The 5,922-nt window shown below is 70.8% G+C and carries 5 protein-coding genes; 3 read left to right on the top strand and 2 right to left on the bottom strand.

Going from position 1 to position 5,922, the window contains the following annotated elements:
- The first annotated feature begins 42 nt into the window (after positions 1 to 42).
- Both AAHM41_RS38320 and AAHM41_RS38315 read left to right on the top strand, forming a co-directional pair.
- Positions 43 to 1,074, top strand: coding sequence for an NAD(P)-dependent oxidoreductase (locus tag AAHM41_RS38320; protein ID WP_342241894.1), 1,032 nt, complete (start codon positions 43 to 45; stop codon positions 1,072 to 1,074).
- 116 nt (positions 1,075 to 1,190) lie between these two features.
- Positions 1,191 to 2,636 carry an alpha/beta fold hydrolase gene (locus AAHM41_RS38315; RefSeq protein ID WP_342241893.1) on the top strand — a complete coding sequence of 482 codons (1,446 nt, stop codon included), beginning with the start codon at positions 1,191 to 1,193 and terminating at the stop codon, positions 2,634 to 2,636.
- A 28-nt stretch (positions 2,637 to 2,664) separates the two neighbouring features.
- On the opposite strand, the gene AAHM41_RS38310 is transcribed toward AAHM41_RS38315, so the two are convergent.
- Together AAHM41_RS38310 and AAHM41_RS38305 are read right to left on the bottom strand one after the other, a co-directional pair.
- A complete protein-coding gene (locus AAHM41_RS38310) occupies positions 2,665 to 2,871 on the bottom strand; it encodes a heavy-metal-associated domain-containing protein (RefSeq protein ID WP_342241892.1) in 207 nt (68 codons plus the stop codon).
- Between the two features lie 81 nt (positions 2,872 to 2,952).
- Entirely contained in the window at positions 2,953 to 4,563 is a 1,611-nt protein-coding gene (locus AAHM41_RS38305) for a GH3 auxin-responsive promoter family protein (RefSeq protein WP_342241891.1), read from the bottom strand.
- Positions 4,564 to 4,849: 286 nt separating this feature from the next.
- On the opposite strand from AAHM41_RS38305, the gene AAHM41_RS38300 reads away from it, so the two are divergent.
- Positions 4,850 to 5,800, top strand: coding sequence for a sugar-binding protein (locus AAHM41_RS38300; RefSeq protein ID WP_342241890.1), 951 nt, complete (start codon positions 4,850 to 4,852; stop codon positions 5,798 to 5,800).
- The last annotated feature ends 122 nt before the right edge of the window (positions 5,801 to 5,922 follow it).

Raw genomic sequence — 5,922 nt, 5'->3', positions numbered from 1 at the left:
GGGGGAGGGGTCTGCGCGCGTCCGCGCGCGAATGCTGAGCCGATCCGTTCCGATGAGGATCGGCACCCCACCGAAGACGGCCAGTTCAGTCGGCACGAACCCCCTCCCCCTACCCCCCTCCCGCAAGGGGAGGGGGGACTCAAAAGAAGGCAACCGTCGGCCTCTCCAGCGCCGCAGGACCAAGCCCCCCTGCCCCACCTGCCCGTCTTCCTGACCGTGCGCGGCCGGGTCTGCGTCCTGGTCGGCGGCGGCGACGCGGCCGCGCCGAAATTCGAGCTGCTGCGCCGCGCCGGCGCCGCGATCCGGCTCGTCGGGGCCGATCCTGCCTTCGCCGAGACGGCGGCCGGCGCCGAGATCCTTCCCGGCCCGCTGACCGCCGGCCATCTCGCCGGGGCCTGCCTCGCGATCGATGCTTCGGGCGACGACCGGACCAATCAGCGCAGCGCCGCCCTGGCGCGGGCGGCGGGCGTGCCGCTCAACGTCGTCGACCGGCCGGCGCTGTGCGACTTCATCCTGCCGGCGATCCTGGACCGGTCACCGGTGGTGGTGGCGGTGTCGACCGGCGGCGCGGCGCCCGCTTTGGCCGGGCTGATCCGGCAGGAGTTGGAGGCCCTGATCCCGCCGGGCCTCGGCCGGCTGGCCGCCCTGTCCGGCACGCTGCGCGACGAGATTCGCCGCCGCATCGCCGACCCGGCCCGCCGCCTGGCCTTCTGGCGCCGGCTGTACCGCGACGGCGCGGCCGATCGGGCAACGGCGCTCGACCTCCTGGACCGGGTGGCGACGGAGCGTCCTTCCGCCGGCTCGCTGATCCGGATCGCCCTCGGCCCGGGCGGCGAGCAGGACCTGACGCTGCGGCAGGTGGCGGCGCTGCGCCGGGCCGACCTGCTGCTGGTCGAGGACGGCGTCGACCCGGCCGTGCTGGACCATGCCCGCCGCGACACGCCGCGCCGCCCCCCGGTGCGGACCCCGGCCGAGGCCGCCGCCCTGCGCGAGGAGCTGGGACAGGGCCTGCAGGTGGTGCAGTTGGTCGCCGACGCTGTTCCCCAGGGAACCGCACTGCTGGCCGCGGAATAGCAGACTGGCCGTGGCCCTGCCGCAATCCGGCGGCAGGATTGGGTGGGACGCTCTTGCCGCATGGCGCCGCCTCGCCCGCCTGCTTAGGTTTGGTCGGCTTTGTCACGCGAATGCCGATGATGACCCGTCGCCTGATCCTGATCGCCGTCCTGACCCTGGCCGGCGCCGCCCCGGCCCTGGCTGCGCCCGAATTCCATGCCGGGGCCTGCGGCTTCACGGTGCCGGACGGCCGGGCCGCGACCTGCGGCACCGTCACCGTGCCGGAGAACCGGGACAAGCCAGACGGCGCCACCGTGACGCTCGCGGTCGCCATCCTGTCGACGCCCGACCAGCTCGGCGACGCGCCGCCGATCCTGTATCTCGAGGGTGGCCCGGGCGGGGCGGCGGGCCTGGACCCGGACGGCATCGCCCGCTGGTGGGACCTGATCGCCCGCAACGACTGGCTGCAGAAGCGCAAGCTGGTGCTGTACGACCAGCGCGGCATGGGCAAGTCGGAGCCGAACCTGACCTGCCCGGAGATGATCGACGCCCAGATCCGCGGCAACGGCCCGGAGGGCGACGGCGGCAACGCCGCCGCGGCGATCGACGCCGCCCGCGCCTGCCGCAGCCGCTGGGAGGGCGAAGGCCACGACCTGACCCGCTATACCACGCCCGACAGCGCCCGCGACGTGGCCGATCTGCGCCTCGCCCTCGGCTTCGACAGATGGGTGCTGTTCGGGTCGTCCTACGGCACCCGGCTGGCGCTGGAGACGGTGCGGCGCTATCCCGACGGCATCGCCGCGCTGATCCTGGACGGCGTCTACCCGCCCGGCGAAAGCCTGTTCACCGCCTCGGAGGAAGACGATCCGGACGGCGACCGGTCGCTGCAGCGCATCTTCGCCGCCTGCGCCGCCGACACGGCCTGCAACGCCGCCTATCCCGACCTGGCCGGACGCTACCGCACCCTGCTGGAGCGGCTGGACGACGAACCGCCGACCGTCACCGTCGAGCGGCCGGACGGCGGCGGCGAGGCCGAGCTGATGTTCACCGGCGGCCTGCTGGCCGAGGTGGTGTTCAACGACCTCTATTCCCGCGACGACGCCGCCGCCCTGCCGGCGCTGATCGCCGGCATCGATGCCGACCGCGACGAGGCCTATGAGGAGGCGGCGGAGCAGTGGCTGACCGGGCTCTTGGACCCGACCATCGCCAACGGCGCCTACGACCTGGCCGAATGCCTGGCGCCGGATGCCGGCGACCTGCGCGACGCCCCCGGCTCGACCTGCCCGGCCTGGCCGGCGGGTGCCGCCGACGACCTCGCCACCCAGCCGGTCGACAGCGACATTCCGGCCCTGATCCTGTCCGGCGGACTGGACCCGGTGACGCCGCCGGCCTGGGCGCGCGCCACCGCGTCGCACCTGCCGAACGGCTTCCTGGTCGAACGCCAGGACCAGGGCCACGGCCTGATCGGCAGCGACCCCTGCGCCGAGACGCTGACGGGCAAGTTCCTGGACGCGCCGGACCGCCAGCCGGTCGATGCCTGCCAGCTCACCCCTGACCCGATGCGTTTCCTGGTCAACGGCTGAGAGCGGCTCTGAGCCCCGAAGGCCCGCGTCAGGCTGCTTCGGGCGTGTAGCCGGCCTCGGCAATCAGCGCGGCGACCTGGGCCCGGTCGGCGGTTCCGGTGACGGAGACCAGCTTGCGCACCGGGTCGGCCTCGACCTTGGCGCCGGGGATGCTGCCCTCGATCGCGCCCTTGATCGTGCCGGCGCAATGGCCGCAGGTCATGTCCTCGACCCGGAAGGACAGTGGGACACCCATGATGGTTCGGCTCCTGTTTCGCTTGGACCGGACGACTCTCCGACCTTCCAATATGGGAAGGTCAAGGCGCTTCTGCCGCCCTCAAGGCTGGATTGCAGACAAGCCGATCACGGTGTCGGCCAGCTCGGGGCGCTCGGCCTCCCCGACCAGCACCGCCAGCTTGACCTGGCTGTCGCGACGGACACGGCCGACGGCGTCCTCGGCGAGACGGTCGAACCACCCCGCCTGCATCACCCGCAGGACGGGCGGCGCCAGCTGCCGGTCGCCGCGGAGCGTCGCGTAGTTCTCGTTGATCGATCCCAGTGCCCGGTCGAAGCGCTGCAGCAGCTGCGGCAGGATCGCGGCCGGGACCGGCGCCGCCGGTTCGATCTGCAGCGCGTAGCGGCGGGCCGGCAGCTCGGCCGCGACCTGGAAGTGGCGCAGGTTGAGCCCGGCCTCCGACGCGATGGCGGTGACGGCGCCGACCACGTGATCGACGGTCAGCATCTCGCCCTGCAGGTTCTGCACCTGGCCGCCCTTGTACAGGAAGTGCAGCACCGGCGAACCGGCCACCCGGCCGGTGACGCGGACGACGTCGTTCATGGCATAGCGGTACAGCCCGCCGGTGGTCGTGAGGACCATCTGGTAGTTCTGCCCGGGCTCAACCTCATGCGCCAACAGGCTGCGGGCATCGGGCCGGCCGAACTCGCGCTCCGGCACGAACTCGAACACCGCGGTGTGCAGGGTCAGGATTCCCCCCGGGGTCTCATTGCCGAGCGGGATGGTAAAGATGCCCTCGCTCGCCATGTAGCCGACATCGCGCAGCGGCACCCCCGGGCGGCACCAGTCGCGCAGCGCCGGCGCGAAATGGCCCATCGAGCCGCCGATCCAGCAGCCCAGCGCCTGTAGGTCGGGCCAGTAATCGGCCGGACGCAGCCGGCCGCCGCGCCGGCGGCGTTCGGCCAGGACCCGCGCCCGCTGCGGATCGGGCCGGAACTCGTTCATGGCGATGGCGCGGATCGAATCCGGCACCGCGAAGTCGCCGCACATCGTGCCGTCATGCAGGTCGCGGATCAGCGCTTCGGCGTGGCGGTCGGCGAATTCGAACGCGCCCAGCAGCGCTGCGGCGTTGCCGCTGAACACGAAGCTGCACGGCCGCTCGATGCCGAAGCGGAGCAGGGCATACCGCCGCGCCGCGCCGTCCTCGATGTGATACGCCGCATACGGATGGCAGTAGGTCCGCCGGATCGCCGGCGGCAGGCGGAAATAGGCACTGCCGGACAGCGCGCCATAGGGGATGTGCTGCCCGGTCACGCCCTCGACGGCGGTGTTGAGCAGGGCCAGCGTCCGCCCCTGCAGCAGGCGGGGATTGTCGAGCACGGCGCGATCCAGCCAGCGGCGCAGCGTGTGCTGCTGCAGGGCCAGGCAGCGCCGGGTGAACGGGATCATCTTCGGCGTGCCGGTGGTGCCGGAGGTGCGGTGGAAGAAGAAGGGCGGCTCGGACGTCAGCACGCCGTCCCGCCCGGCCAGGATGGCGTCGACATAGGGAATCATCTCGGCCCATTGCCGGATGGGGACCGCCGCCCGGTACGCCTCGATCGACTTCAAGGCGTCGAAGCCGTGCTCCCGCCCGAACTCGGTCCCGGCGTTGCGGCGCAGGATCTCGCCCAGCAGCGCCCGCTGCTGCGCCGCCAGGGCTTCATGCTGCCGCATGAAGCCCGTCCAGGCCCGTTGTCGCTGGCTGACGGCGGCAGAAGGCATCGTCCCATGCTCCCTGAATGTCTTTTTTCAAATTTGCATCGCATTTGCTGAAGCCTACCAGAGGCCGACGTGGCCCGTGACTCCGCTCGCCTCCCCACCGCGCCGAGGGACGCTCAAACACGCCGCATGCGCGCCGGCTTGACCGGTCCCGGCCGTTGTGATCCAAATTGTCTGATTATAATAGCAATGTTGACCGACCCCACCGCAGAGCGGGACTCGGAAAAACGGGAGGAACCCAATGAAGCGCCTGATTCTGGCGGGCATCGCAGCCGCCGTCGCGTCGGTCCTCGCCATCGGCCCGGCCACCGCCGCCGACAAGACCATCGCCTTCGTCGTCAACGGCTCGTCCGATTTCTGGACCATCGCCCACAAGGGCACCGACAAGGCGGTGTCCGAGCTCAAGGGCTACAGCGTCGAGTTCAAGATCCCCGGCGAATCCAGCGCCGCGGAGCAGCGCCGCATCGTCGAGGACATGCTGGCCCGCGGCGTCGTCGGCATCGGCATCAGCCCGGTCGATCCGGACAACTCGACCGCTCTCCTGAACTCCGCCGCCAGCCAGGTGCCGCTGTTCACCTTCGACAGCGACGCGCCGAAGAGCAACCGGCTGCTGTATATCGGCACCGACAACGTCGCCGCCGGCGTGCAGGCGGGCGAGCTGATCAAGAAGACCCTGCCGGACGGCGGCAAGATCATGCTGTTCGTCGGCACGCTGGGCAACGCCAACGCCCGCGAGCGGGTCGAGGGCATCAAGAAGGCGATCGCCGGCACCAAGATCGAGATCGTCGACGTCCGCACCGACGATATCGACTTCGTCAAGGCCAAGCGCAATGTCGAGGACACGCTGACCAAGTATGACGACCTGGCGATGCTGGTCGGCCTCTACTCCTACAACACGCCGATCATCTACGACGCGATGAAGGCGGCCGGGAAGCTGGGCCAGATCAAGGTCGTCGGCTTCGACGAGGACCCGGTCACCCTGCGCGGCGTGCAGGAGGGCGTGATCGAGGGCACGGTGGTGCAGCAGCCCTATGAGTTCGGCTACCAGACGGTGAAGCTGCTGGCCCAGTACACCGAGGGCGACAAGTCCTTCATCCCGGCCGACAAGCTGAAGATCATCCCGACCCGGCTGATCGACCAGAGCAACGTCGCCGACTTCCAGAAGCAGATGAAGGAATTGCTGGGCAAGTAGCACCGGCAGCATGAGCCATCGGCCCCGACAGCCCCCTTCCTTGTCCCCCCTCCCCTTGCGGGCTACGGGATTCACGGAAGTTTTGCCTGAGTTGCGAGGGCATAGCCATGGAGCATAGCGGC

This window comes from Inquilinus sp. OTU3971 (assembly GCF_038440215.1).
The sequence above is the reverse complement of the archived record's forward strand: the minus strand, read 5'-3'. Positions and strand labels throughout refer to the sequence as shown.